This is a genomic window from Massilia luteola, from assembly GCF_034420155.1.
GTDB lineage: Bacteria > Pseudomonadota > Gammaproteobacteria > Burkholderiales > Burkholderiaceae_D > Telluria > Telluria luteola.
This window is the reverse complement of record NZ_JAXOFN010000004.1, coordinates 163,794-188,844: the sequence shown is the minus strand read 5'-3', so window position 1 is coordinate 188,844 and position 25,051 is coordinate 163,794. Positions and strand designations below refer to the sequence as shown.

20 protein-coding genes are annotated in these 25,051 nt (G+C 66.6%); all 20 read left to right on the top strand.

Annotated features, from left to right (window positions below; genetic code table 11):
• Positions 1-32 precede the first annotated feature (32 nt).
• The 20 genes from epsF to U9J41_RS07400 all read left to right on the top strand — a co-directional run bounded on the left by epsF (position 33) and on the right by U9J41_RS07400 (position 24,815).
• A complete protein-coding gene (epsF, locus tag U9J41_RS07495; protein ID WP_322401497.1) occupies positions 33-1,442 on the top strand; it encodes a chain length determinant protein EpsF in 1,410 nt (469 codons plus the stop codon).
• Between the two features lie 15 nt (positions 1,443-1,457).
• Positions 1,458-2,327 (top strand): chain length determinant protein tyrosine kinase EpsG, encoded by an 870-nt coding sequence (gene epsG, locus U9J41_RS07490; protein WP_322401495.1) that lies wholly within the window; start codon positions 1,458-1,460, stop codon positions 2,325-2,327.
• A gap of 1 nt (position 2,328) precedes the next feature.
• Positions 2,329-3,258: an exosortase B gene (gene xrtB / locus U9J41_RS07485; protein WP_322401493.1), complete on the top strand. Its 930-nt coding sequence runs from the start codon at positions 2,329-2,331 to the stop codon at positions 3,256-3,258.
• A complete protein-coding gene (epsI, locus tag U9J41_RS07480; RefSeq protein ID WP_322401491.1) occupies positions 3,255-3,947 on the top strand; it encodes an exosortase-associated protein EpsI, B-type in 693 nt (230 codons plus the stop codon). Before xrtB ends, epsI begins: the two co-directional genes overlap by 4 nt.
• Positions 3,948-3,971: 24 nt before the next feature.
• Positions 3,972-5,438, top strand: a complete 1,467-nt coding sequence (locus U9J41_RS07475; protein WP_322401489.1) for an O-antigen ligase family protein — start codon at positions 3,972-3,974, stop codon at positions 5,436-5,438.
• Positions 5,435-6,964: an oligosaccharide flippase family protein gene (locus U9J41_RS07470; protein WP_322401487.1), complete on the top strand. Its 1,530-nt coding sequence runs from the start codon at positions 5,435-5,437 to the stop codon at positions 6,962-6,964. Before U9J41_RS07475 ends, U9J41_RS07470 begins: the two co-directional genes overlap by 4 nt.
• Positions 6,961-8,172, top strand: coding sequence for a glycosyltransferase family 4 protein (locus U9J41_RS07465; protein ID WP_322401485.1), 1,212 nt, complete (start codon positions 6,961-6,963; stop codon positions 8,170-8,172). The genes U9J41_RS07470 and U9J41_RS07465 overlap by 4 nt, the downstream gene beginning before the upstream one ends.
• Positions 8,173-8,175: 3 nt before the next feature.
• Positions 8,176-8,955: a glycosyltransferase family 2 protein gene (locus tag U9J41_RS07460; protein ID WP_322401483.1), complete on the top strand. Its 780-nt coding sequence runs from the start codon at positions 8,176-8,178 to the stop codon at positions 8,953-8,955.
• Positions 8,956-9,371: 416 nt separating this feature from the next.
• Entirely contained in the window at positions 9,372-11,603 is a 2,232-nt protein-coding gene (locus tag U9J41_RS07455) for a heparinase II/III domain-containing protein (RefSeq protein ID WP_322401481.1), read from the top strand.
• A 125-nt stretch (positions 11,604-11,728) separates the two neighbouring features.
• Positions 11,729-12,574: a beta-1,6-N-acetylglucosaminyltransferase gene (locus U9J41_RS07450; protein ID WP_322401479.1), complete on the top strand. Its 846-nt coding sequence runs from the start codon at positions 11,729-11,731 to the stop codon at positions 12,572-12,574.
• Positions 12,575-12,653: 79 nt separating this feature from the next.
• Positions 12,654-13,880 carry a glycosyltransferase gene (locus U9J41_RS07445; protein WP_322401477.1) on the top strand — a complete coding sequence of 409 codons (1,227 nt, stop codon included), beginning with the start codon at positions 12,654-12,656 and terminating at the stop codon, positions 13,878-13,880.
• Positions 13,881-13,882: 2 nt separating this feature from the next.
• Positions 13,883-15,169, top strand: coding sequence for a phenylacetate--CoA ligase family protein (locus U9J41_RS07440; RefSeq protein WP_322401475.1), 1,287 nt, complete (start codon positions 13,883-13,885; stop codon positions 15,167-15,169).
• A 115-nt stretch (positions 15,170-15,284) separates the two neighbouring features.
• On the top strand, positions 15,285-16,370 hold the full coding sequence (locus U9J41_RS07435) for a glycosyltransferase family 4 protein (RefSeq protein WP_322401474.1): 1,086 nt from the start codon (positions 15,285-15,287) through the stop codon (positions 16,368-16,370).
• The gene (locus U9J41_RS07430; protein ID WP_322401472.1) at positions 16,367-18,328 is read left to right on the top strand and encodes a heparinase II/III family protein; all 1,962 of its coding nucleotides are present in this window, start codon (positions 16,367-16,369) and stop codon (positions 18,326-18,328) included. Before U9J41_RS07435 ends, U9J41_RS07430 begins: the two co-directional genes overlap by 4 nt.
• A 38-nt stretch (positions 18,329-18,366) precedes the next feature.
• Positions 18,367-19,479 carry a non-hydrolyzing UDP-N-acetylglucosamine 2-epimerase gene (gene wecB, locus U9J41_RS07425; RefSeq protein ID WP_322401471.1) on the top strand — a complete coding sequence of 371 codons (1,113 nt, stop codon included), beginning with the start codon at positions 18,367-18,369 and terminating at the stop codon, positions 19,477-19,479.
• Positions 19,480-19,495: 16 nt separating this feature from the next.
• On the top strand, positions 19,496-20,245 hold the full coding sequence (locus U9J41_RS07420) for a WecB/TagA/CpsF family glycosyltransferase (RefSeq protein ID WP_322401470.1): 750 nt from the start codon (positions 19,496-19,498) through the stop codon (positions 20,243-20,245).
• Positions 20,246-20,383: 138 nt separating this feature from the next.
• Complete coding sequence (galE, locus tag U9J41_RS07415; RefSeq protein WP_322401468.1) at positions 20,384-21,382, top strand: UDP-glucose 4-epimerase GalE; 999 nt, start codon at positions 20,384-20,386, stop codon at positions 21,380-21,382.
• Between the two features lie 18 nt (positions 21,383-21,400).
• Positions 21,401-22,567: a nucleotidyltransferase family protein gene (locus U9J41_RS07410; protein WP_322401466.1), complete on the top strand. Its 1,167-nt coding sequence runs from the start codon at positions 21,401-21,403 to the stop codon at positions 22,565-22,567.
• Entirely contained in the window at positions 22,564-23,982 is a 1,419-nt protein-coding gene (locus U9J41_RS07405; protein ID WP_322401464.1) for a mannose-1-phosphate guanylyltransferase/mannose-6-phosphate isomerase, read from the top strand. The genes U9J41_RS07410 and U9J41_RS07405 overlap by 4 nt, the downstream gene beginning before the upstream one ends.
• A gap of 119 nt (positions 23,983-24,101) precedes the next feature.
• Positions 24,102-24,815: a PEP_CTERM-anchored TLD domain-containing protein gene (locus tag U9J41_RS07400; protein WP_322401462.1), complete on the top strand. Its 714-nt coding sequence runs from the start codon at positions 24,102-24,104 to the stop codon at positions 24,813-24,815.
• The last annotated feature ends 236 nt before the right edge of the window (positions 24,816-25,051 follow it).

The window sequence follows — 25,051 nt, the reverse complement described above, 5'->3', positions numbered from 1 at the left end:
TTTTTGTTCCACTCCGTTTTAAAAGGTTCATCATGAACGTTCATCAATTCCTGCTGATCTTGCTTGCACGGAAGAAGATCATCCTGACGACCCTGCTGGTCACGGTCGCGCTGGCCCTCGGGTTCAGCCTGATCCAGGCCAAGACGTACAAGGCGACGGCATCCGTTCTGTTGAACTACAAAGGCGTGGATCCATTGACCGGACTGACGATGCCGGGGCAGCTGCTGCCGGGCTATATGGCCACGCAGATCGACATCATCAGCAGCAAGAACGTGGCGCTGCGTGTCGTCGATGCGCTGCACCTTGCCAACAGCCCGGCCGTCATCGAACAGTTCAAGGATGCGAACGACGGCAAGGGCTCGGTGCGCGACTGGCTGGCCGACCTGCTGCTGAAGAAGCTCGAGATCGTGCCGTCGCGCGAATCGTCCGTCGTCGAGATCAGCTTCAAGGGCGCCGACCCGCAGTTCGCGGCCGCCGTGGCCAATGCGTTCGCCGACGAGTACCAGAAGATCACCGTCCAGCTCAAGACCGATCCGGCCAAGAAGACGGCCGCCTACTTCAACGAGCAGACCAAGCAGTTGCGCGACAACCTGGAAGCGGCGCAGGCCCGCCTGTCCAAGTACCAGCAGGAAAAGGGCATCGTCAGCCTCGACAACAACCGCGTGGACGTCGAACTGGCGCGCCTGAACGATTTGTCGGGCCAGCTCGTCGCCGCGCAGACGGCCGCGATCGAAGGTAATTCACGCCAGGCCGCGGCCGGTTCCGCGCTGACGTCGCCCGACGTGGCCAACAACGCCCTGATCCAGTCGATGCGGTCCAACGTCGCCCAGGCCGAAGGCAAGTTCGCCGACACGGCGCAGCGCTACGGCCGCAACCACCCGCAATACCAGGCGGCCAAGGCCGAACTGAACAAGGTGCGCGCCGAGTTGAACGCGGCGCTCGGCACCGTGTCGCGCAGCGTGGGCGCGAATGCCCAGGTGCTACGCCAGCGCGAGACGGAACTGCGCGAAGCCGTGGCCGAGCAGAAAGCGAAAGTGCTGCAGATGAACCGCGCACGCGACGAACTGGGCGTGCTGCTGAAAGACCTCGACAGCGCCCAGCGCGCGTTCGATTCGGCATCGCAGCGCTTCTCGCAGACGCGCATCGAAGCCCAGTCCGAGCAATCCGACATCTCGCTGCTGAACCCGGCGGTGGCGCCGACGCAGCCTTCGGGTCCGCGTGTGCTGCTGAACACGCTGATCGCCTTCCTGCTCGGCACCATCCTCGGCGTCGGCCTGGCGCTGCTGCTGGAACTGCTGAACCGTCCGGTGCGTTCGGCCAGCGACATCAAGGAAATGCTGGGCATTCCCGTGCTCGGCACGATCGAATGGAAGTCGCCGCGTGGACGGACGGGCGGCATCCGTTCCCTGATGACGCCGCGGCGCCTGCTCCGTCTTAACTGATCCTGGGACTTGAACATGAATTCTCCGATTCTCAACACGCTGCCCGCAGGACAAGGGCCGGAATCGAGCATGGGTGCGCTCCTGCTCGATTCCGGCAAGCTCAAGCCGGAAGACGCGGAACGCGTGCTGCGCATGCAGAAGGAGACCGGCATCCGCTTCGGCGAGGCGGCCGTGCGGCTGGGCCTGGTCAGCGAGGACGACATCCAGCAGGTGCTGGCGCACCAGTTTTCGTATCCGTATCTGCGGAAGGGGCAGGCCGGCCTGTCGCCCAAGCTGCTCGCCGCGTACGATCCGTTCTGCCCGCAGGTCGAATCGCTGCGCGCGATCCGCAGCCAGCTGATGCTGCGCTGGTTCGCGCGCGGACGCCGGGCGCTCGCCATCGTCGGCGTCGACCCGGAAGACGGCGCCGCGCTGTTCGCGTCGAACTTGGCGATCGTGTTCTCGCAACTGGGCGAGCAGACGCTGCTGGTGGACGCGAACCTGCGCGCCCCGCGCCAGCAGGAGGCCTTCGCGCTGAAGCCGCGCCAGGGCCTGTCCGACCTGCTGGCCGGCCGCGCCGACCTCGACGTGATCGCGCGGGTGCCGGCGTTCGTCGACCTGTCGGTCATGCCGGCCGGGACGTTGCCACCGAACCCGCAGGAATTGCTGGCGCGCGAAGGCTTCCGCAACCTGAATACTCAGCTGGAAAGCCGCTACGACATCGTGCTGTACGACGTGCCGCCGTTCCAGTCCGGCGTCGATTCCGTCGCCGTGGCGAGCCGCGCCGGCGGCGCGCTGCTGGTCGCGCGCAAGAACTACACCCGGATTTCGCACATCGGCCGCGCCGCCGAGCAACTCGTCGACGCCGGCTGCGAAGTCCTCGGCTCGGTGGTGATGGAGTTCTGACATGGACACCGGAGCACGCGCCAGCCGGATCCGGCAGCATGCGCCGGACATGCGTGCGCTGCGCGCCGTCCTGCCCGAATGGTGGCCGGTCTTCCTGGGCCTGGCGATCCTGTTTATTCCGACGTTCTACGACCTGTTCACCGGCCCGTGGATCGGCGAAGAGCAGGGCCATGGGCCGATCATCTTCGGCCTCGCGCTGTGGCTCATCTACCGCAAATGGCCCGAGGTGCTGGCGGCGACGACGCCGCCCCGCTCGAGCTGGGCCGGCTGGCCGGTCCTCGCCATCGGCCTCGTGGCCCACCTGCTCGGCCGTTCCCAGCACATCCTGATGCTGGAGATCGTGTCGATCATCGTCGTGATGGCGGCCGTGCTGCTCGTCAAGCGCGGCGCCCGCGCGCTGCTGGTGCTGTGGTTCCCGTTCTTTTTCATGATCTTCATGGTGCCGCTGCCCAGCGAATTCGTGGCGGCCATCACCATGCCGATGAAGATGGCCGTGTCGTGGGCCACGGAACACCTGCTGTTCGCGTTCGGCTACCCGATCAGCCGCTCCGGCGTGATCCTGCAGATCGGCCAGTACCAGCTGCTCGTGGCCGACGCCTGCGCCGGCCTGCAGACCTTGCTGACCCTCGAGGCGCTCGGGCTGTTCTACCTGAACCTGATGCGCCACCCGTCGGCGTTCCGCAACATCGGCCTGGCCCTGTTCATCGTCCCGATCTCGTTTTCCGCCAACGTGATCCGCGTCGTCGTGCTGACCCTGATCACGTATTACTTCGGCGATGCGGCCGGGCAGGGGTTCCTGCACGGGTTCGCCGGCATGGTCCTGTTCGTCACGGCGCTCGTGCTGATCCTGTCGATCGATTCGGCGCTGCAGTGGTATATCCGGCGCCGCGAGCAGCGCGAGGCCGGCCTCCGCGAGAAGGAGGCGGCATGAACCGCACATTCCTCGCCAGCGTGATCCTGGGCGTGACGATGGCGGGCACGTCCGCGCTGACGGGCGCGCTCACGCCGAAGCAGAAGGTGGCGGCCGTCCAGGAACATTTCGACCTGGAGACGATGATTCCCAAGCGCTTCGGCAACTGGACCGTCGACAACACCGTCGTGCCGCTGACGCCCGACGAGACGCAGAAGGAACTCATCGCCACGCTGTACGACCAGACGCTGGCGCGCACCTATGTCAACGATGCCGGGCAGCGCGTGATGCTGTCGATCGCCTACGGCGGCGACCAGAGCAAGCAGCTGCAGCTGCACCTGCCGGAGGTCTGCTACGTGGCGCAGGGCTTCGACATGGTCCAGGATCACAAGGCCGAGCTCGCTACGCATTACGGCGGCGTGCCCGTCAAGCGGCTCGTCGCGCGCCAGAACGCGCGCAACGAACCGATCACGTATTGGGTGACGATCGGCGACAAGGCCGTGATGTCCGGCCTCGGCCAGAAATACCAGCGCTTCCTGTACGGCCTGACCGGCAAGATTCCCGACGGCATGCTCGTGCGGGTGTCGACCATCGAAGCCGACGAGCACAATGCCTATCGCGTGCAGGACCGCTTCGTGAACCAGATGCTGGACGCCATGTCGCCGCGGGACCGCCTGAAGCTGCTCGGCGCGTCCACCAACAAGGGCTGACGTCCCACTACCAGAGCCAACCCGATGCAGAACATTCTCCTGTACTTGTACACCTCGCTGCCGTTCGTCGTCGTCGCGCTGCTGGCGGTGATGGCCGTGGTCGGCATGGGCGTCGGGATGGTGTGGCCGCGCTTCCTCGCCTACGTCTACATCGCGGTGTTCTTCTTCATGAATTCGACGAGCTACGGTTCGCTCGCGACGGTCGGCTCGCCGGGCGTGTACAGCCGCGGCTCGGGCGTGCTGTACTTTCCGCTGCTGCTGTGGTGCATGGTCGGCGCGTGGTGCTGCGCGCGCGTCTCGGCCAGCTTCCAGCGCTATCCGGCGCCGCCATGCAACCTGCGGCCCTGGTTCCTCGCCTGGTTCCTGCTGCTGGGGGGCCATGTGGCCGTGGGGATGTTTTCCAACGTCACGCTGGCGGAAGTGCTGGCGCCGTCCGGGTTTTCCAACATCGTCTGGATGGCGCCGCTCGTCTCGCTGCTGCTGCTGTCGTTCCGCACCCGCGAGCACGCGATCGAGCTGTCGCGCTTCATCATGCTGGCGGGCCTGATGCGGGCCCTGTTCGGCCTCGCGCGCTGGGCCTTCCTCGGCGGCGACCCGAACAACGTCTACGCGAACATGAACGACATCAAGATCAAGCTGACGTTCTTCGACATCAACGACAGCCTGCTGTGCACGATCGCCTTCGCCATCGCCGCCGTCAACCTGTTCCAGGTATTCAAGAACAAGCGCTCGCTGTTCTGGACGACCGTCGACTGGGCCACGCTGGGCGCGACGGCCGCCTGCATCGTGCTGTCCTACCGCCGCAGCGCGTGGATCGGCTTCGTGCTGGCCTTCCTCATCATCATGATGCGATTCCCGCTGCAGCGCCGCATCCACATGCTGGCGCTCGGCGCGCCCGTGATGGGCGCCGGCCTGCTGTATGCGGCGATCCGGCGCCTGGGCCACACCAAGGGCGCCGGCGGAGGGCTGTCCAGCCTGTTCTACGACATGGAATCGCACCGCTTCGGCGCCGAGAGCGAACGTGTGCTCGAGCTGAAACTCGCGCTGGCCGATTTCGTGTCGCATCCGCTCACGGGCATCGGCACATGGGGCCGCTATTCCGGCTACCAGCAGATCTCGTGGCAGACGGGGCCGGACGGCGGCCTGTTCCTGCACAGCGGCGTGCTGCACATCGCCCTCAAGGCCGGCCTGCCCGGGCTGATCCTGCTCGGCGGGACGATCTGGGTGTTCACCCGCTTCGCGCGGCGTGCGCTGCGCACGCTGCCGCCGGAACTGCTGGGCCTGGCGACGGCCGGCGCCGCGGGCCTCGCCTTCATGTTGCCCGACCTGCTCGTCGGCACGCCGTTCCCGCAGATCCGCACCACGCAGATGCTGGCGATCTGCCTCGCGCTGCCCTACGTGGCGATGGCCGTCGCCCGCCAACAGCCGGCCGTGCAGCCGGTCCCGACCGCCAAGCGCCGCCACGTCAACCTGGTGCCGGCGCGCGTATGAATCTCAGCCTCGTCCGCAATGCCTTCTCGAACCTGCTCGGCGCCGTGATCCCGGCGCTGGTGGCGCTGGGGACCGTGCCGCTCGTCGTCAAGGGCCTGGGCGACGCCAGCTATGGCGTGTACTCGCTCGTGACGGCGATCGTCGGCTATTTCGCCGTCATCGACATCAACGTCACGGCGGGTTCCGTCAAGTTCATCGCGGAATTCAATGCCGACCGCAGCCAGCCCCGCGCCCAGGAACGCATCGACGAGACCGTGTTCTTCGGCCTGTCCGTGTATTCGCTGCTGGGCGTCATCGGCGGGCTCGGCCTGTTTTTCGGCGCGCATGTCTTCGTCACCCGCGTGTTCTCGGTGCCGGCCGCGCTCGAACACGAGGCCGTCGCGACCCTGAAGCTGGCCGCGCTCGGCTTCTTCCTCGGCCAGCTGCAGAGCTATCTGCAGAGCGTGCCGCAATCGCTGATGCGCTACGACATCGCGAGCCGCATCGAGATGGTGTTCGGCACCTGCGTGCCGCTGCTCACGGTGGCCGTGCTGATGCTGGGCTATGGCCTGTTCGAAGTGATCCTGTTGCGCGTGATCGCGAGCGCCATCAATTGCGCCGTGCTGTGGCGCTGCATCCGCGGCCTGCTGCCGGCACTGCGCTACCGCCGGCCGGGGGCAACGATCCGCCGGGACCTGCTGGGCTTTTCCGCCTACTCGTTCCTGAGCCGTTTCGCGAGCCTGTCGTATGCCTATGCCGACAAGCTGATCATCGGCGCGCTCGTCGGCGTGACGGGCCTCGCGTACTTCACCGTCGCGTCGACGCTCGCGAACCGGATCCTGAGCCTGACCTACCGCCTGTCCGGCGTCTTCTTTCCGGCCGCCAGCACGCTGGCCGCGCGCGGCGAACTCGACCGCTTGAAAAAGCTGTATCTCAAGGCCAGCCGCTACGTCGTGTTCATCAACGCGTCCGTGCTGGTGCTCGTCGCCGTGTTCTCCTACCAGATCCTGTATTACTGGATGAACCCGCAGTTCGCGCGGGCGGGGCAGGTCGTGCTGGCCGTGATGGCGCTGTCGCAATTCATCGATTCGCTGACGAGCCTGCCGTCGCTCGTGAACGACGGCATGGGCCACCCGCGTTTTTCCGGGATGTTCGCGCTGGCGCGCGCGGCGTTCGGCCTGCTGGTCGTGTACCTGGGCGTGGCCGGCTGGGGCATCGAGGGCGCGGCCTGGGGACACCTGATCGCCTCCGTCCTGCTGACCTGCGCCTTCCTCGTGGCCGTGCACGGACGCACGGTGCCGGCGCGGCTGCATGACCTGGTGCACAGGTCGTATGCGCCCAGCGTGGTCGGCGTCGGCGCGGTGGCGCTCGCCGCGCACGTCGCCAACCGCTGGTTCGACGGCGGCCCGCTCGACCTGGTGCTGCTGGTGCTGTTGACAATGGCGCTGCTGTTCGCCTACGGCGCGCTGTTCGTGATCGAGAAGGACGACAAGGACCTGGCGTGGACGCGCGTGAAGGGCTTGTTGTCGATGAGGAAAACGGTTTGAAGATCCTGATGGTTTCGGAGGACTTGCCCGGCACCCAGATCGGCGGCCTGGGCAAGCATGTGGTCACGCTGTCCAACGCCCTGCTCGAACAAGGGCATGACGTCGACATCATGGGGCGCAGCGACCGCTTCCATGCCGGCAGCGCTCTTGACATCGGGTTTCGCGGGCGCCTGCTGCCGGGCTTCGCGTTCGCGCGCCCCGGCTGGAAAGAGTCCCAGCTCGGCTTTTTCAACCCCGTCAAGCGGCCCGTGTTCGCGCGCCGCGTGGCGCGCGCGCTGATGCGCGAGGCGGCCGGGTACGACGTCGTGCACTACCACGGCCACCTGCCGATGGCGGGGCGGTATGTGCCGTCCGGCGTGAACTTCGTACAGACCCGGCACGACCAGGGCAGCGAATGCGTGACGCACCTGCGCTTCAAGGACGAGCACGTCTGCGAAACGCGCGACGTGCGCGACTGCGCGGCCTGCATCCACCCGACGCCGAATTCGCTGCGCCGTACCGTGTCCGGCCTCGCGGTGGGCCGCTACCGCTCGGAGGCGGCCGACGCGTTCGCGCGCCACAAGACGGTATTCGTGTCCGATTTCCTGCGCCGCGCCTTCCTGCGCGCCGTGCCCTACGCCGACCTGTCGCGCGCGCGCGTGATCCACAATTTCATCCGCTATCCGCTGCTGCGCGAGCATGCGGCGGGCCCGGGCGACGTCAAGGCGGGGGAGATCCTGCTGGTCGGGCGCATCGATGCGGGCAAGGGCTTCGGCGAATTCCTGCTCCAGGTCCAGGGCTGGCTGCCGCCGCATGCCAGGGTGACCATCGTCGGCGACGGACCGCTGCGCGCGCGGCTGGAGGCCCGTTTTGCGGGTCCGCGGGTGCGCTTCCTCGGTTGGCAGCCCTACGACGAGGTGATCCGGATGTCGGCGCGCTGCCATGCGCTGGTCGTGCCCTCGGTGTGCGAGGAAGCCTGTTCCACGACCGTGCTCGAGGCGCTGGCGCTGGGCAAGCCATGCGTGGCGCTCGCGCGCGGCGGCACGCCGGAGCTGGCCGCGTATCAGTATTACGACGGCCAGCTGCAACTGGCCGAGACCATGCCGCGCCTCGTGGAGCGGCTGGTCGACATCCTGGGACGTGCGCCAGCGACGGTGCCGCTGCCGGATTCCTTCCCGATGGACGTGTTCCACGCCATTCCCCAGATCCTGGACTTCTATCACGAGTGAATGATGAACAAACCGACCTTTTCGATCGTCACCTGCACCTGGAACAGCGCCGCCACGCTGGCCGACACCCTCGCGTCCGTGCAACGCCAGACCTGCCAGGACGTCGAGCACATCTTCGTCGACGGCGGCTCCACCGACGGCACGCTGGACATGATCGCCGCGTACCCGGGCAGGAAGCGCGTGCTGCGCGACGTGGGCGGCGGCATCAGCCGTGCCATGAACCAGGGCATCATCGCCGCGACGGGCGAATACGTGGCGCACCTGCACTCCGACGATTATTATGCCGGCGACGACGTGCTGGAAACCGTCGCCGCCCGCTTTGCGAGCGAGCGCGTGGACTGGGTGTTCGGCACCGTGCAGGTGCTGAAGGACGGCCAGCTGGTTCCGCCGTACCGGCTGGTGCCGTTCAGCTATCACGCGTTCGCCGCGGGGCGGGCGTCCGTGCCGCATCCGGCCGTCTTCATCCGCAGGAGCGCGTTCGGCCGCGTGGGCATGTTCGACGAGACGCTCAAGTACGCGATGGACATCGACCTGTGGCTGCGGCTGGGCCGGGTGGCGCGTCCGGCCACCGTCGACCGTCCGCTGACCGTGTTCCGCGACCACGCGGGCAGCGTCTCGTCCGCCAACAAGATCAAGGCGCGCCAGGAAGAGTTCGCGGTGCGCCGCCGCCACATGAGGCAGGCGCCGCTCGCGTTCGGCATCTATTGCCTGCGCTACCTGAAACGCATGCGCGCCCTGCGCGCCGAGGCGGCGCATGGGGGCATGCCTGCCGTCGCGCACTGAAGCGTTTGGCTGGCGTGCGCCAGTCCGCTTTCCGCCGATGTTATCGTCATGTCTGTTCAAAATTAATGAATCAATAAAGATTGCCAGAGTTATTCGAAGGGTGGCAATTCGATAAACTTTGCCGAATTGTCCGCACAGTTTTCAAATAGTCTTTTCTGTTAAAAAACGGCTTTTGTTTGCCTGAAAATATTACTGTTATTAAGGGGTTCATTGGGTCGTTGGATTTGTGCGATAGCGAGAAAAATCCCTGATTTGTAAGGGATTTTTTTCCGCAAAAAAATTTATTTGCGGTACTATTTCTCCTATCGAACAGCGCTCATTTGTCTCAGCCGAGCGTTTCAAAGCAAATCTGGCCCAGGCGTCCTGCCGACAGTTGAACCTCTCGTCGTCCAGTTAATATTTCTCGGAGCATTTACATGAAATTTCATCGGAAGGGCATCATTGCCGTTGCTGCGCTGTCGTCGCTGCTGGTGTCGTTCAGCGCGCATGCCGACTGGGCCCAATCCACCGATCCGCTCGTCGTTCAGCCCGCACCCGCCAACGGCGCCGTGCAGGCGCAGAATCCGCCGGGCTTCGCCTGGGCGCGCCATCCGACCGGTCCGGCCGCCTATGACATCGAGATCACCCCGGTCGGCGGCTCGCCGGTGAAGGCGACGGTCGACCGCAACTGGTACCTGCCGACCAAGGCCCTGGCCCTGGGCAACTACACCTGGCGCGTGCGCCCGTCCGGTTCGAGCGACTGGTCGAGCCCGCGTTCCTTCGCGATCACCAGCCGGTCGACCACGTTCGAAGTGCCCGACAACGCCACCCTGCGTTCGCGCATCCTGGCCAAGGCGCGTCCCCGTTCGCTGGGCCCGAGCTTCACCGCCTACTCGACCTGGAGCACGTCCAGGAAGACCGAGCTGGACCCGTACGTCAGCCGCCTGATCAATGAAGTCAAGCTGCAGATGACGGCGCTGCCCGACCTGTCGGACGCGCGCTGGCCGGTCGCGATCTCGGCGCCGCTGACGGCGACGATGGCATCGCAGCAGACCGACGTGCGCAACCGCATCAACGAATCGACGCGCCAGCTGGAAGCGGCCGCGCTGCTGTGGCGCCTCAAGAAGGATCCGGTCTACCTGAACGAAGCGCTCAAGCGCGGCGACCAGCTGGCGTCGCTGAATCCGAGCGGCCCCACCAGCTACGCCAACCAGGACCAGGCCACGCGCCAGATCGCGCTGGAACTGCTCAAGGGCGCCGACCTGCTGGCCGGCGACCTGGACGCGACCCGCAAGGCCAAATGGCTCGCCGTCGCCAAGACCCGCGTGACCGAGATGTTCAGCAATATCTCGGGCGACAACGGCCGCCTCGACCAGTACCCGTTCGACTCGCACGGCAACACGCTGATGATCTACATGGCGCTGATCTCGACGCTGGCCCTGGGCGACATCCCGGAAGCGCAGACGTGGTTCGACTTCACGTTCCGTGCCTACGTCAACACCCCGTCGCCGTGGTCGGGTTCGGAAGGCGGCTATGCCAACGGCACCGCCTACGCCGAATACGCGGCCGGCTACATGACGGCCCTGTGGGACCCGATCGTCCAGGCGACCGGCGTGAACATGTACGCCAAGCCGTGGACGCTGGGCTTCCTCGACTTCGCGACCGAATTCACGCCGCCGGGCTCGAAGGTGCATGCCTTCGGCGACGGTTCCGAGACCAAGCCGGACCCGCGCGTGTTCCGCGCGTTCGCGAACCGCATGGTGTCGCCGCGCGCCGCATGGTACGTGGCCAACCTGCCGGGCATCGAGGATTCGCTGTCCGTGGTGCAGGCGCCGTATCCGATGCCGGTGGCCGGCACCACGTTGAAGATCCCGCCGTCGAATTCGGCCTACTACCCGAGCACCGGCTGGGTGGCGATGCACAGCGATATCGGTTCGACGGGCCGCACCTCGTTCTTCTTCAAGTCCAGCCCGTACGGCTCGTTCAACCACAGCCACGGCGACCAGAACGGCCTGCTGTTGTCGGTGGCCGGCCAGCCGCTGCTGGTCAAGGCCGGCTGGTATGACTGGTACGGTTCGCCGCTGTGGACGGACTGGTATCACCAGACCAAGTCGCAGAACGCGATCACGTTCGACGGCGGCCAGGGCCAGGTGGTCACCGGCTACCGCGAGCAGCTGCAGCACAACGGCCGCATCACCGGCTTCTCGGCCCAGTCGACCTACGACTACGCCGAAGGCGACGCGACCCCGGCGTATGGCGGCCAGCTGACGATGGCGAAGCGCCAGATCTGGTACCTGCACAGCCAGAACGCCATGGTGGTGCGCGACAAGCTGCAGGCGGTGGTGGCGCACACCTACGAGTGGAACGTCCACGCACCGGTGGCGATGACGGTCGAGAGCCCGTCGAGCGTCAAGATCGCGATCAACGGCCAGTCGGTATGCCTGCGCGACCTGAACGGCAACGCGCCGTTCGCCAAGTGGACCGGTCCGGCGCCCAAGGCCGGCGTGACCGAAGACCACGGCGCGTTCTACCTGAAGAACGACAGCAAGTCGGCGGCCGAGTTCCTCGTGCTGCTGGACGTCGGCTGCAAGCGTCCGGCCACCAAGGTGACGACGTCGGGCACGACGCGCACCCTCACCGTCGGTACGCAGACGGTGAACCTGAACTAAACGCCCGCGTATCGTCGTCGGGATCGCCTGCGCACCGTGCTACACTCGGCGCGCAGGCGCCAAGGTCCTCCGCGGGCGCACGCCTGCGGAGGCCTTCTTTTTTTGCGCTGACGATGACGACACAGGTGTTCCTGATCCAAGCCCACAAGGACCTGGGCCAGCTCAATGCGCTGGTCGAGCAGCTGCGCGACGACGATTTTCGCGTGTACGTGAACCTCGACCGCAAATGCGCGCTCGATCCGGCCGGCGTCCATCCGTTCGCGCGCCAGGTCAGCAACCGCATCGACGTCCACTGGGGCACGTTCAGCCAGGTGCAGGCCGTGCTCCATTCGCTGGAGCAGATCGTGGCCGAGGTGCCGGTGTTCGACAAGGTGGTCTTTTTGAGCGCCCAGGATTTCCCGCTGCTCTCGAACGCCCGCCTCAAGGACGCGCTGGCGCAGCACGCCGGCCATGAACTGCTCGACACGGTCGCCATCGGCACCGACCCTGGCCAGTGGGCGGCCGATTACCGCTACCGGTATTTCCATCGCGGCGACGACACGCCGCTGGCGCGCCTCGCCTGCCGCGTCGCCAACCGCGTCCTGCGCGTGACGGGCGCCGCGCGCCGCCTGCCCGGCGGGATGCGGCCGTACGGCGGCTCGTCGTGGTGGGCGCTGTCGCAGGCGTGCGTGCAGGACATCCTCGCGCGCGTCGCGCGCGACCCTGGCCTCGTGCGCTTCTTCCGCAACTGCGCGTGTCCGGACGAGATGTTCTTCCAGACCCTCGTGATGAATTCGCCGTTCGCGCGCCGCGTGCTGGGCCAGAACTTCCGCTACGTCCAGTGGCCGGAGCAGGGCGCGCGCAACCCCAAGATCCTGGACGAGGGCGACTTCGAGCGCATCGCCGCGTCGCGCGCCCATTTCTGCCGCAAGATCGACAGCCAGGCCAGCGCGGCCCTGATGGCCCGCCTGCGCGCGCTGCGCGCGGCCTGATTTAAGTTTCACGCAACTGTGCGCGCTGCCGGGCAAGTTAGAATCGGCTTCCATTCGTTGTTCATACGATAAGGAATCCATGCGCAGACTCTCTTCGTCCCGTTCCATCCTGTTCGTCGTGCGCGATCCGCTGCCGCCGGTCCGGGCCGACGTACGGACCCTGTTCGGCACCGAGATGCCGCGCTACGGCGTGGCCACCGAGCTGGTGGGGCAGGGCGGCAGCGGCGACACGGCGCCGTGGCCGGCCGGCGGCATGCACGTCGTCGGCTCGCTGCGCAGCCGTTTCGCCAGCGTGTGCGCGCCCGTGTGGGACCTGCTGGGCCTCGTGCGTGCGCTGCGCCACGGCCGGCCGGACTGCATCCAGGTGCGCGACAAGATCGCCAGCGGCGTGCTGGGCCGCGTGGCGGCCGCGCTGCTGCGCGTCCCGTTCATCTATTGGATGTCGTTCCCCATCGTCGAAGGCTTCGAGGTCCGGCGCGACGACATCGCCCGCCACGGCCGCGGCGTCAGGTGGCTGGGGCATGCGCTGCGCGCCTGGGCGTCGCGGGTGGCGATCTACCGCGTCGTGCTGCCCGGCGCGCGCCACATGTTCGTGCAGAGCGACGCCATGGCCGACTGGCTGGCCGCGAAAGGGTTCGACCGGGCCCGCATGACGGCCGTGCCGATGGGCGTCGACGCCCACCTGTTCGACCGCGCCAACGTGGAGCCGGTCGACGATTTCCGCCTGGACGGGCGCCGCGTCGTCCTCTACCTGGGCCGCATCGCGCGCTCGCGCCGGTCCGACTTCCTGCTCGACGTGGCCGAACGGCTGCGCGCCCGCAATCCGGACGTGCTGCTCGTGATCGCCGGCGACGCCCCGTCCGACGACGAGATGGCGTGGATGCGCCGCGAGATCGCGCAGCGCGGCCTGGACGGCCACGTGCTGCTGACGGGCTGGCTGCCCCAGCGCACGGCGCTCGGCTATGCCGTGCGGGCCGAGGTGGGCCTGTCGCCGATCCCGCGCGGCACGCTGTTCGACGTGTCGTCGCCGACCAAGCTCGTGGAATACCTGGCGCTCGGCATCCCCAGCGTCGCCAACGATATCCCCGACCAGAAACAGGTCATCGAGGAGAGCGGGGCCGGCCTGTGCGTGCCGATGGAAGCGGGGCCGTTCGCCGATGCCGTGCTGGAATTGTTAAATGACGGCGCCCTTGCTGCCGAGTTCGCGTTACGTGGCCCACCGTACGTAACGAGCCACCGCACGTATGATATTCTGGGTAACAATGTTGCAAAAATTTATAGGAAAATCCTGACGGAGCGGCCGTAAGCATGTCGATGTGGACCTACTCGCTGAAGTGCTCGCTGCGTTCGCTCGTGCGCGACATCGTCCGCAACGTCTGGGGCCGGCGCTTCGTGTATCCCGGTCTCGTCGCCAACGAGCGCTCGCGCGCGGCGCTGGCCGCCTACGTCGCGCGGCGCGCGCGCCGGGTCGGCGTGCCGCTCGACGGCGACGGCACGACCCTGGCCCGGCTGGCGCCCGGCAGCCCCATGCTGACCAAGGCCGAGGTCCGCCAGCATCCGGAACGCCTGGTGCGGCCGCGCGGCCCCGGTTCCTGGATCCGCACGACGATCAAGACCAGCGGCACGTCCGGCTCGCCGCTGACCATCGTCCAGTCGCTCGGCAACCTCGTGCGCGAGGAAGGCTTCGTCTACCGCCAGCTGCAATGGATCGGCTGGCGCCACGGTCAGCGCCGCGCGTGGATCCGCGGCGACATCGTGTGCCCTGACCACCCGCGCGACGGCCGCTACTGGTGCCGCGACTGGGTGGGCAATATGCTCATGATGTCGTCGTACCATTTGTCGAACGATACGATCGGCCGCTACATCGACGCGCTGGAGGGCTTCGATCCCGTCGTGATCCACGCCTACCCGTCGTCGATCGCGGCGCTGGCCGCCTGGCTGAACGCGGCCGGCCGCAGCTATCGCGGACGCGCGCTGCGCGGCGTGATGACGTCGTCCGAGACGCTGGAACCCGGCGTGCGCACGGCCGTGGAGCAGGCGTTCGGCGTGCGCGTGTTCGACTGGTATGGCCAGGCCGAGCGCGTGGCCGCCATCGGCACGTGCGAGGAAGGCCGCTACCACGTGCTCACCGACTACAGCGGGGTCGCGCTGCTGGAGGCGGAGGACGGTGCCTGCGAACTGGTCGGTACGTCACTGAACAATGCCGCGATGCCGCTCGTGCGCTACCGCACGGGCGACACCGTGATCCCGGACGGCGAAGCGTGCCCCTGCGGCCGCGTCTTCCCGACGATCAAGGCCGTGATCGGGCGCCAGGAAAAGATCGTCACCTTGCCGGACGGCCGCATCGTCGCGCGCCTGGACCGCATCTTCCAGGGGCACGACCGCCATCTCGTCGAAGGACAGGTGCTGTACCGCGGCGCCGGCGAATTCGTGCTGCGCGTCGTGACGGCCGACGGCTTCGGCGATGCGGACGAACGGGCGTTGATCGACAAATTCCTGCTGCGCGTGCCCGGCGTGAACGTGCGGGTGGAGCGGGTGGGGGCGATTCCGCGCGGACCGAACGGCAAGTTCGAATTCATCGCGATCGAGAGTTGAAGCGTGCGCACGGCGGAAAAATCATGATGTATTATCGAAATATTGTCCATTTAGTAAGGGCCTCTACCTTGTCACAAGCAGCGCAGCGGGGGACGACGACCATGGGGGCGGGCGCGTGAAAGCGCCGGCGCCACGGGTCCTGATGGTCGGCACGGCGCTCGACGGCAGGGGCGGGGTGGCGGCGGTGGTCTCCGTGTTGCGCCGGCATGGACTGTTCGAGCGCGAATCCGTGCGCTATGTGGCCACCCACCGCGACGGCACGCCGCTCGTGAAGGCGCGCGGCGCGTTGTCCGGGTTCTGGCAGACGCTCGTCATGTGCCTGGGCCGGCATCCGGCCGTCGTCCACGTGCACGCGGCCTCGCACGCGAGCTTCCTGCGCAAGTCGCTCGTGCTGCTGATCGCGCGCCGGGCCGGCTGCAAGACCATCTTTCACCTGCACGGCGGCGGCTTCCGCACCTTTGCCACGGAGGAATCGGGCACCTTGCTGCGGCGCTGGATCCGCCACACGCTGGAAGCGAGCTCGCTCGTGATCACCTTGTCCGGAGGCTGGGCCCAGTTCGTGCACGCCTTTGCGCCGCGCGCGCGCGTGGCCGTCGTGCCGAATTCGGTGCCGCTGCCGGACCTGCCGGCGCAGGACCAGTCGATGCCCGGCCGCGTCCTGTTCCTCGGCCGGCTGGAAGCGGCCAAGGGCGTTTATGAATTGCTGGAGGCGGGCGCGCGCATCGTGCGCGAGACGACCGGGCCGAGCCCGCTGCGCCTCGTGTTCGGCGGCGAGGGCGATGCGTCCGGCCTGCGCCGGCGCGCGGCCGAACTGGGCATCGCGGACCGGATCGAGCTGCCCGGCTGGGTCGGTCCGGCCGAACGCGACGCCGAACTGCGCAAGGCCACCGTATTCTGCCTGCCGTCGCACGCGGAAGGGCTGCCGATGTCCATGCTCGAGGCAATGGCGGCGCGCAAGGCGGTCGTGGCGACGGCCGTGGGCGGTATTCCGGAAACACTGAGCGACGGCGACAATGGCCTGCTGGTGCCGCCGCGCGACGAACAGGCGCTCGCCAGGGCGCTTGCACGGGTCCTGGGCGATTGCGCCCTGCGCGACCGGCTGGCGGAACGTGCGCGCGCAACCATCGAACAACAATACTCAACCGAGGTGGTGTGCGGGAAATTGTCCGCGATCTACCGTGAACTGGCGGGGGCATCATGATGAGCGAAGCGACAGGGATGGTCTGGCTGGTCAACCGTTTGCGCTGCATGTCCGTGGCCGAGGTCGGCTACCGGATCCGCCAGGCGGCCGTCACGCGCGTGGCGAAACGCCTGCGCGCGCGCGCCGCGCCGCCGCTGCCGCGCGCCCGCACCTTCAACCTCCACGGGCCGCTCGCCGTGCCGCCGGCGGAACGCGACGCGCTGCTGGCCGACGCCGACAGCATCTGCGCCGGCCACGTCGTCCTGTTCGCCAACCGGCGCTTCGACGTCGGCATGCCGCCCGTGTGGAACCGCGATCCGGACAGCGGCGTCGTCGGCCCGAGCATCTACGCGGGCGACATCGCGATCACGGACCGCGAACAGGTCGGCGACATCAAGCACGTGTGGGAACTGAACCGCCACCTGCACCTCGTGCGCCTCGCGCAGGCCTGGACCTGTACGTCCGACGTCGCCTGGCTGCATGCGCTGCACACCCAGCTGCGCAGCTGGCTCGACCAGTGTCCGCCGCTGGTCGGCCCCAACTGGACGAGCTCGCTGGAACTGGGCATCCGCCTCATCAACTGGGGCCTCGTGTGGCAACTGATCGGCGGCGAGGGCAGCGGCCTGTTCGCGGGCGAGGAAGGGCAGCGCCTGCGCGCCGACTGGCTGGATGCGATCCACGCCCACTGCAGCGCGATCGCGCGCCACCTGTCGCGCCATTCGTCGGCGAACAACCATTTGATCGGCGAACTGGCCGGCCTGTATGTGGGCGCGTCGATCTGGCCGTGCTGGAAAGCGTCGGGCGCGTGGCTGGAACAGGCGCGCGCCGAGCTGGAACACGAGGCGCAAGCCCAGTTCTCGCGCGACGGCGTCAACCGCGAGCAGGCCTTTGCCTACCACGTGTTCTCCAGCGAATTCCTGTTCGTGGCGGGACTCGTGGGCCAGGCCTGCGATCATCCGTTCTCGCGCGCCTACTGGGCGAGCCTGCAGCGCGCGCTGCGTTTCCTCCGTTCCGTGCGCGACGTGGGCGGCAATGTGCCGATGGTGGGCGACGCCGACGACGGCATCGTGTTCCGGCTGGATGCGCCCGGCGCCGACCGCGCCGACCAGTTGCTGGCGCTGGGCGACGCCGTGCTGCGCCGCATGGCGCCGGCGCACCCCGGCGTGCGCTGGCTGCTGCACGCGCTGCCCGGCAAGCGGCCGGAGGCGGACCCGCACGAGTCGGATACGGGCTGGGCCTTCCCGGACGGCGGCTATCTGCTGTTCGGTTCGCATTTCGGCGAGCGCGACGAGATCAAGGGCATGGTCGACTGCGGTCCGCTCGGCTATCTCGGCATCGCCGCGCACGGCCACGCGGATGCGCTCGCGCTGACGCTGTCCGTCGGCGGCGAGGCGTGCCTCGTCGATCCGGGCACGTATTCGTACTGGCAGGAACACAAGTGGCGCGACTACTTCCGCGGCACGTCGGCGCACAACACGGTGCGCATCGACGGGCTCGACCAGTCGGTGTCGGGCGGGCGCTTCATGTGGCTGAAAAAGGCGCGGGCAGCCATCGAACGCATGCCGCAGTCGCCGCACGAGTTCGACTTCCGCGGCTCGCACGACGGTTACGAGCGCCTGGCCGATCCCGTGCGGCATATGCGCAGCGTGCGTTACGATGGTGCCAGCGCGACGCTCACCGTGCGCGACGAGATCGCTGCGAAGAAACATCACCAGGTCGAATTGTTCTGGCATTTCGCACCCGGCCTGGACGTGCGGCTGAACAGCGCCGGCCTGCACGTGCGCGGCAAGCGCTTCGCGCTGCAGATGCATGCGCACGGCGCGGACCTCAAGCTGGAGCTGGTGCACGGCAACGAAAATCCGCCGCTCGGCTGGTATTCGCGCTGCTACGAACACAGGCAGCCGTGCGACGTTTTAAAGATCAGCACCGTATCGTCCGCCGTCCCGGTCGAGTGCAAGTTTACAATAACGTTTTTCTAACACCGTTTTTCCATAACTACATCTAGGGATTGTTTCAAATGCTCATTTATCTGGTCGCAGGTGCCCGCCCCAATTTCATGAAGATCGCGCCGATCGTGCGTGCGCTGCAGGCGCGTCCGGATGCGCCGGCGTTCAAGATCATCCACACCGGCCAGCACTACGACCGCGAGATGAACGACGTGTTCTTCGAAGAGCTCGGCATTCCGCAGCCGGACGTGTTCATGGCCGCCGGCGGCGGCAGCCACGCCCAGCAGACGGCCAAGATCATGATCGGCTTCGAGGAACTGTGCACCGCCACGCGCCCGGACGCCGTGCTCGTCGTGGGCGACGTGAATTCCACGCTGGCCTGCTCGATCGTCGCCAAGAAGCTGAACATCCCCGTCGCCCACGTGGAAGCCGGCCTGCGCAGCTTCGACATGGCGATGCCCGAGGAAATCAACCGCCTCGTCACGGACAGCATCTCGGACTGGTTCTTCGTCACGGAACCGTCCGCCGTGGAGCACCTGCGCCGCGAAGGCAAGAAGGATGACGCGATCCACTACGTCGGCCACGTAATGGTCGACAACGTGCTGTACCAGGCCGAGAAATTGGCGCACGCCGACACGTCCGCGTTCGAGACGAGCACCTGGAAAGCCGCGCGCGCGCAGGCCGGCCAGCGCTACGGCGTCGTCACGCTGCACCGTCCCAGCAACGTCGACGACGCGGCCACGTTCACGCGCATCGCCGGCGCGCTGAAGGAGATCGCAGCGGAACTCCCGCTGATCTTCCCCGTGCACCCGCGCACCCGCGCGAACATCGGGAAATTCGGCATCGACCTGGGCCCGAACGTCACGCTGGCCGGTCCGCAGGCCTATATGGCGTTCCTGAACCTGTGGAAGGATGCGGCGGTCGTACTGACGGACAGCGGCGGCCTGCAGGAAGAAACGACGGCGCTGGGCGTGCCGTGCGTGACGATCCGCGAGAACACGGAACGTCCCGTGACGGTGGACGAAGGTTCGAACGTATTGGCCGGCACCGACCCGGCCGCGATCCTCGCCGAAGCGGGCAAGATCCTGCGCGGCGAGGGCAAGCAGGGCCGCCGGCCGCACCTGTGGGACGGCAAGGCGGCCGAACGCATCGTGGACATCCTGACGAAGGAAATCCGCGGCTAACGCAATGAGGTAGACAATGAACGAGCGCATCACGCTGATGGGGTGTTCCATCGACAACCTGACGATGGAAGAGACATTGCAGACGGTCGAGGGCTTCATCCACACCGGACGGCCCCATCAGCACGTCGTGGTCAACGTCGACAAGCTGGTCAAGGCCAGCCGCGATCCGGAACTGCGCCGGATCATCAACGACTGCGCGCTCGTGAATGTCGATGGCATGCCGGTCGTGTGGGCGTCGCGCCTGCTGGGCCGGCCGTTGAAGGAGCGGGTCGCCGGCTGCGACCTGTTCGAGGCGCTGATGCGGCGCGCCGGCGAGAAGGGCTGGCGCGTGTTCCTGCTCGGCGCGAAAGAGGAAGTGGTGAGCAAGGTGGCAGCCACGTACCGGCATAAATACCCGAACCTGGTGCTGGCCGGCTACCGCAACGGTTACTGGAAGGGCGAGGCGGACGAAGCGGAGGTGGTCGAACAGATCCGCGCCGCGCGTCCCGATCTGTTGTTCGTGGCGATCAGTTCGCCGAAAAAAGAGCAGTTCCTCGGCCGCTGGCAGGCCGAGATGCAGGTCCCGTTCGCGATGGGCGTGGGTGGGACCTTCGACGTGGCGATCGGCCACGTCAAGCGCGCGCCGCTGTGGATGCAGAAGTCCGGACTGGAATGGTTCTACCGTTTCCTGCAGGAGCCGCGCCGGATGTTCCGCCGTTATTTTATCGAGGACATGGCCTTCATCCGGCTGTTCCTCAAAGAGTTGAAGTTGAAGGGCGCACGATAGCGCCCCCGAGGTTGCAGTACACCAAAACACCAGACAGGGATGGCGCCGGTTTCGAGCCGGCGCCGACGACATAACGATGCGCGCCGGCTCAAGGAATGGGCACGGCGGCGGCAACACTTTTACGAAAGAAGAGCATTCATGAAGATTCTCGTTACTGGCGGCATGGGTTACATCGGTTCGCACACCGTCGTGGAACTGCAGAACGCCGGCCACGACGTGGTCGTGTACGACAACCTGTACAACGCGGTGCGTTCCGTGCAGGACCGTGTCCAGAAGATCACCGGCAAGCCGTTCGAATTCGTCGAAGGCGACATCCGCGACCGCGCGGCCATGGAGGCCGTGTTCGGCGCGCACAAGATCGACGCCGTGATCCACTTCGCCGGCCTGAAGGCTGTCGGCGAATCGGTGGCGCAGCCGCTGCGCTACTACGACAACAACGTGTACGGCAGCGTCGCGTTGTTCGAGACGATGGCCAAGTTCGGCTGCAAGACGCTCGTGTTCTCGTCGTCGGCCACCGTCTACGGCGATCCGGCCTCGGTGCCGATCATGGAGGATTTCCCGCTGTCGGCCACCAATCCGTATGGCCGCAGCAAGCTGATGATCGAAGACATCCTGCGCGACGTGTTCAAGGCCGAACCGGACTGGCGCATCGCACTGCTGCGCTATTTCAACCCGGTCGGCGCGCATGAAAGCGGCTTGATCGGCGAGGAGCCGAACGGCATCCCCAATAACCTGGTGCCTTACATCGCCCAGGTCGCCAACGGCCAGCGCGAAAAACTGTCCGTGTACGGCGGCGACTATCCGACCCCGGACGGTACCGGCATGCGCGACTACATCCACGTCGTCGACCTGGCGATCGGCCACGTGAAGACCCTCGACAAGCTGGCGAAGGGCGACGGCCTCTACACGTACAACCTCGGCACGGGCAACGGCAACAGCGTCCTGGAAATGGTGCACGCCTTCGAAAAGGCCTGCGGCAAGCCGATCCCGTACCAGATCGTGGACCGTCGCCCCGGCGACATCGCCAAGTGCTACGCCGACCCGACGAAGGCGCGCGAGGAACTCGGATGGACCGCGCAGCGTGACATCGCCCAAATGTGCGCCGATTCCTGGCGCTACCAGACTACCCCAAAATAAACGTATGAGGACCGAACCATGAAAGCGATGATTCTTGCAGCAGGCAAAGGTACGCGCGTACGTCCGTTGACCTATGACCTGCCGAAACCGATGATCCCCGTGCTGGGCAAGCCCGTGATGGCTTACCTGATCGAGCATTTGCGCAAGCACGGCGTGACCGAGATCATGGTGAACGTCAGCCACCTGCACGAAAAGATCGAGGAATACTTCGGCGAGGGCGAGCAATACGGCGTCCAGATCGGCTATTCCTTCGAAGGCTATACGAAGGAAGACGGCGAAGTCGTCGCGGTGCCGATCGGCTCGGCCGGCGGCATGAAGAAGATCCAGGAATTCGGCGGCTTCTTCGACGACACGACCATCGTCCTGTGCGGCGACGCACTGATCGACCTCGACCTCAAGGCGGCCCTGGCGGAGCACCGCCGCAAGGGCGCCATGGCGTCCGTCATCACGAAGGAAGTCCCGTGGGACAAGGTGTCGAGCTATGGCGTCGTCGTGACCGACCAGAACGGCCGCATCACCCAGTTCCAGGAAAAGCCGAAGCAGGAAGACGCGCTGTCGAACTTCATCAGCACGGGCATCTACATCTTCGAACCGGAAGTGATCGACCTGATTCCGTCGGGCGTGGAGTTCGACATCGGTTCCCAGCTGTTCCCGCTGCTGGTCGAAAAGGGCATGCCGTTCTATGCCCAGGGCCGGCCGTTCAACTGGCTGGACATCGGCAGCGTGAGCGATTACTGGGAAGTGCTGCAGAACGTGCTGACTGGTGAGGTCAATCATATGGACGTGCCGGGCATCCAGATCGAGCCCGGCCTGTGGACCGGCCTGAACACGAGCATCGACTGGCGGGGCACCACGATCAAGGGCCCCGTCTACATCGGTTCCGGCGTCAAGATCGAGGCCGGCACGACGATCGTCGGGCCGACGTGGATCGGCCACGGCAGCCATATCTGCGAGGGTGCCGAGGTCGTCCGCAGTGTCCTTTTCGAGTACACTCGCGTGCTGAACGACGTGACATTGCATGAAATGATCGTGTTCAAGGATTACAGCATCGACCGCGCCGGCGAGATGAAGCACTCCTCCGACTACAGCTCGTCGGAATGGCTGAACGCGCGCGACCGCCGCCGCAGCCGGCGGACGGAACAGGCCGAAGAAACAGACAAGTCATTAGAGAAAGCCAACGCATGAAAATTTACCCAGTCATCCTCTCCGGCGGCGCCGGTACCCGCCTGTGGCCGCTGTCGCGGGCAGTCATGCCCAAGCAGCTGCTGCCGCTGGTGACGGACAAGACGATGCTGCAGGAAACCGCGCTGCGGGTCCGCGGCTGGCCGGGGTTGATGGCACCGCTGGTCGTGTGCGGCAACGAACACCGCTTCCTCGTGGCCGAGCAGATGCGCGACGTCGGCATCACGCCGCACGGCATCCTGCTGGAGCCGGCGGGGCGCAACACGGCCCCGGCCGTGGCCGCCGCCGCGCAATACCTGCACGCGCAGGATCCGGAAGCGGTGATGCTCGTGCTGCCGGCCGACCACGTGATCGAAAAGAACGACGCGTTCCGTATCGCCGTCGAGCGCGCCGCGGCCCAGGTCGGGCAAGGCGCCCTGGCGACGTTCGGCATCGTGCCGAGCGGTCCGGAAACGGGTTACGGCTACATCCGCCGCGGCGAGCCGCTGCCGGGCTGCGACGATTGCTACACGATCGAACGCTTCGTCGAAAAGCCCGACCGCAACACGGCCGAAGGCTTCGTCGCCGACGGCGGCTTTTACTGGAACAGCGGCATGTTCATGTTCCGCGCCGACCGCTTCCTGGCCGAGATCGAGAAGCACGCGCCGACGATCGCCCAGGCCGCCGGCGCCGCCGTGCAGGCCGCGTACAGCGACCTCGACTTCTGCCGCCTGAACGAAGCCGCGTTCGCCGCGAGCCCATCCGATTCGATCGACTACGCCGTGATGGAACACACGCGCGACGGCATCGTCGTCGCGGCCGACATCGGCTGGAGCGACGTCGGCTCGTGGTCCGCGCTGGCCGACGTGCAAGCCAAGGATGCCGACGGCAACGTGGCGCGCGGCGACGTCTACCTCGACAGCACGAGCAACACGCTGGTGCGCGCCGAGAGCCGCATCGTGGCCGTCGTTGGCGTCAAGGACCTCGTCGTCGTGGAAACGAACGATGCCGTGCTCGTCGCGCACAAGGACATGGTCCAGCGCGTCAAGAACGTCGTCGACCACCTCAAGGGCAACGCGCGCACGGAGCACCTGGTGCACACGAAGGTGTACCGTCCGTGGGGCTATTACGAAGGCATCGACGCGGGCGAGCGTTTCCAGGTCAAGCGCATCTGCGTCAAGCCGGGCGAAAAGCTGTCGCTGCAGATGCACCACCACCGCGCCGAACACTGGATCGTCGTGTCGGGCACGGCGCGCGTCACGTGCGGCGACCAGGTCACGCTGCTGGCCGAGAACGAGTCCACGTATATCCCGATCGGCATGACGCACCGCCTGGAAAATCCGGGCAAGCTGCCGCTGCACCTGATCGAAGTGCAATCCGGCAGCTACCTCGGCGAGGACGACATCGTCCGCTTCGAGGACATCTACAAGCGCGCCTGAGCGTTTCGCGCCGCGTCCGCACGTTCGATGCGGACGCATCTTTTCCTCTGGTCTACAGTGCGTATGGCCGCGCGCATGCGGCATACAATGCGTCGTCTGTAACCCATCGGGGAAACATCATGAAGATGAAGACGTTCATTGTGGCCGGCGCCCTGGGTGCGGCCCTGGCCGGTGTCGGCGGCAGCGCGGCGGCCGGCGACATCATCGGCGGCTCTGCTCTGCTGGACGCGAGCAGCCACGCCCAACTCGAACGCTGGCTCGGCGCCGGCGAATTCAACCTCGACAATGTGTACACCCTGCACCCCGGCGATACGTCGGACGCCTTCCACGCCGGGGCGGACGGGAAGGGCGCGACCTTCACCCTGCTCGAAGTGACGAACACCGCCGGGGCAAGCTTCCTCGTCGGCGGCTACAACCCGCAGAGCTGGGCCTCAAGCGAAGGCTGGCACGAGACCCAGCGCGACTGGCAGCGCACGGCCTTCCTGTTCAATATGACGGACCCGGCCGTGTACCGTCAGGTGCTGACGGACTATGTCTTGCCGAGCCAGGGCTTGCGCCAGACCTATAACGAGGTCGGCTACGGCCCCATCTTCGGTTCCGGGCCCGACCTGTTCGTCAACGACGAATTGACGGCGGCCACGTCGTGGCGCCTGACCTACGGGAACCCGGACGGCGAAGGCAAGAGCATCATCGACGGCAGCCTGCATGGCGAGATCGTGCGCCTGGACGCGATGGAAGTGTTCGCGATCTCGCCCGTGCCCGAGCCCGGTGCCGCGGCCATGCTGCTGGCGGGCCTCGGCGTGCTGGGCGCGGCCATGCGGAGGCGTTCGTAGGGTGGGCACCCCGTGCCCACGCGTGACGCCCGCACATCGCACACGCGCCCACGCTGCCGACGCGGCCCGGTTCTAAGCCGCGCTTAAGTTGTTCGCCTTGCAAGCTGTGGCATGATGAGCGGGAGCCTCGAGCTCCCGTTTTTTCAACGCTGCCACTGCCCATGACCCGGATCCCGAGACGCTGCCCGAGACTGTGCCTGCCCCTGCTCGCATGCCTTGCCGCCTTCATCGCGGCC